General features: G+C 72.8%; 2 protein-coding genes. Both read right to left on the bottom strand.

All coding sequences use genetic code 11. The features are described from left to right. Positions 1 to 797: 3-hydroxybutyrate dehydrogenase (locus E2651_RS43245; RefSeq protein ID WP_135336733.1), on the bottom strand; the 797-nt coding region annotated here is incomplete at its 3' end. Between the two features lie 121 nt (positions 798 to 918). Continuing rightward, positions 919 to 1,252: hypothetical protein (locus tag E2651_RS44520; RefSeq protein WP_209446400.1), on the bottom strand; the 334-nt coding region annotated here is incomplete at its 5' end.

Raw genomic sequence — 1,252 nt, 5'->3', positions numbered from 1 at the left:
GTCCAGCCGCCGTCCAGGGGGAGCGAGGCGCCGGTCACGAAGCCGCTGTGCGGGCCGCAGAGCCAGAGCGCGGCGGCGGCGATCTCCGCGGGCTCGATCAGCCGCTTCACGGCCGAACGCCGCAGCAGTACGTCGGTCAGGACCCGCTCCGGGGCGATGCCGTGGGCGTCGGCCTGTGCGCTGATCTGGCGCTCGACGAGGGGGGTGCGGGTGTAGCCGGGGCTGAGGCAATTGCTGGTGACGCCGTGCGCGGCGCCCTCCAGGGCGGTGACCTTGCTCAGGCCCTCCAGGGCGTGCTTGGCCGCGACGTAGGCGGACTTGAAGGGGCTGGCCCGCAGGCCGTGCACGCTGGAGATGTTCACGACGCGGCCCCAGCCGTGCGCGTACATATGGGGCAGGGTGCGGCGCAGGAGCAGGAACGGAGCGGTGACCATGACCCGCTGGATCAGGTCGAACCGCTCCGGGGGGAACTCCTCGATGGGCGCGACGTGTTGGAGACCCGCGCTGTTGACGAGGACGTCGACGGCGGCGGGCAGGGCCTGCGCCGCATCGGGGTCGGCCAGGTCGGCGACGTGCGCTTCGCCGCCGACCGTCTCGGCGACCGCCTTGGCCGACTCGGCGTCCACGTCGACGACATGGACGAAGGCGCCGGCTTCGGCGAGGGCCACGGCACAGGCGCGGCCGATGCCGCTGCCGCCGCCGGTGACCAGGGCGGTACGTCCGGTCAGATCGGTGCCCGCACCGGCCGGAGTGATTCCGGCTCCGGCGGGGTCGCTTCCGCTAACGCTGCTCGTCATGGCCGGAAACGTAAGGGCGCCGCGCGAGACGTTCCCATGTGTGCGGCCCACACAACGAGCGGCGGCACCGTGTGTGCGCGACACTCCGGGGCCGCCCACGCGGGCAGTAGCAGTGCGGGAGTTACGCCGGGCGCGTCCGTGCGAAGCGGTCCGTGCTGCCGTCCGCCCAGGTGCACGCGAGCTTCTGCGCGGTGCCGCTTCCGGTGGCCACGGCCTTGCCGGTGGTCGACATGTCGCCGCCCCCGCAGTCGACCGTCATCGCCATGCTGCTGCTGATCGTCCCGGAACAGGACTTCTCGCCGGCCCGCATGGTGAGCGAGGTTCCGCTGATGGTCAGCACCATCTCCTTGCCGTCCTGCGCGCGGACGATGTGGTACCAGGTGCCCTGGACCCCGCCGGCGCTCGGCTTGCTCGGGGGAGCGGGCTTCGGGGTGGCCGTACGGGTGGGCGTGGGG

The sequence above is a fragment of the Streptomyces sp. MZ04 genome (genome assembly GCF_004684775.1).
In the GTDB taxonomy this organism is placed as follows: Bacteria; Actinomycetota; Actinomycetes; order Streptomycetales; family Streptomycetaceae; genus Streptomyces.
This window is presented reverse-complemented; position numbering and strand designations above follow the sequence as displayed.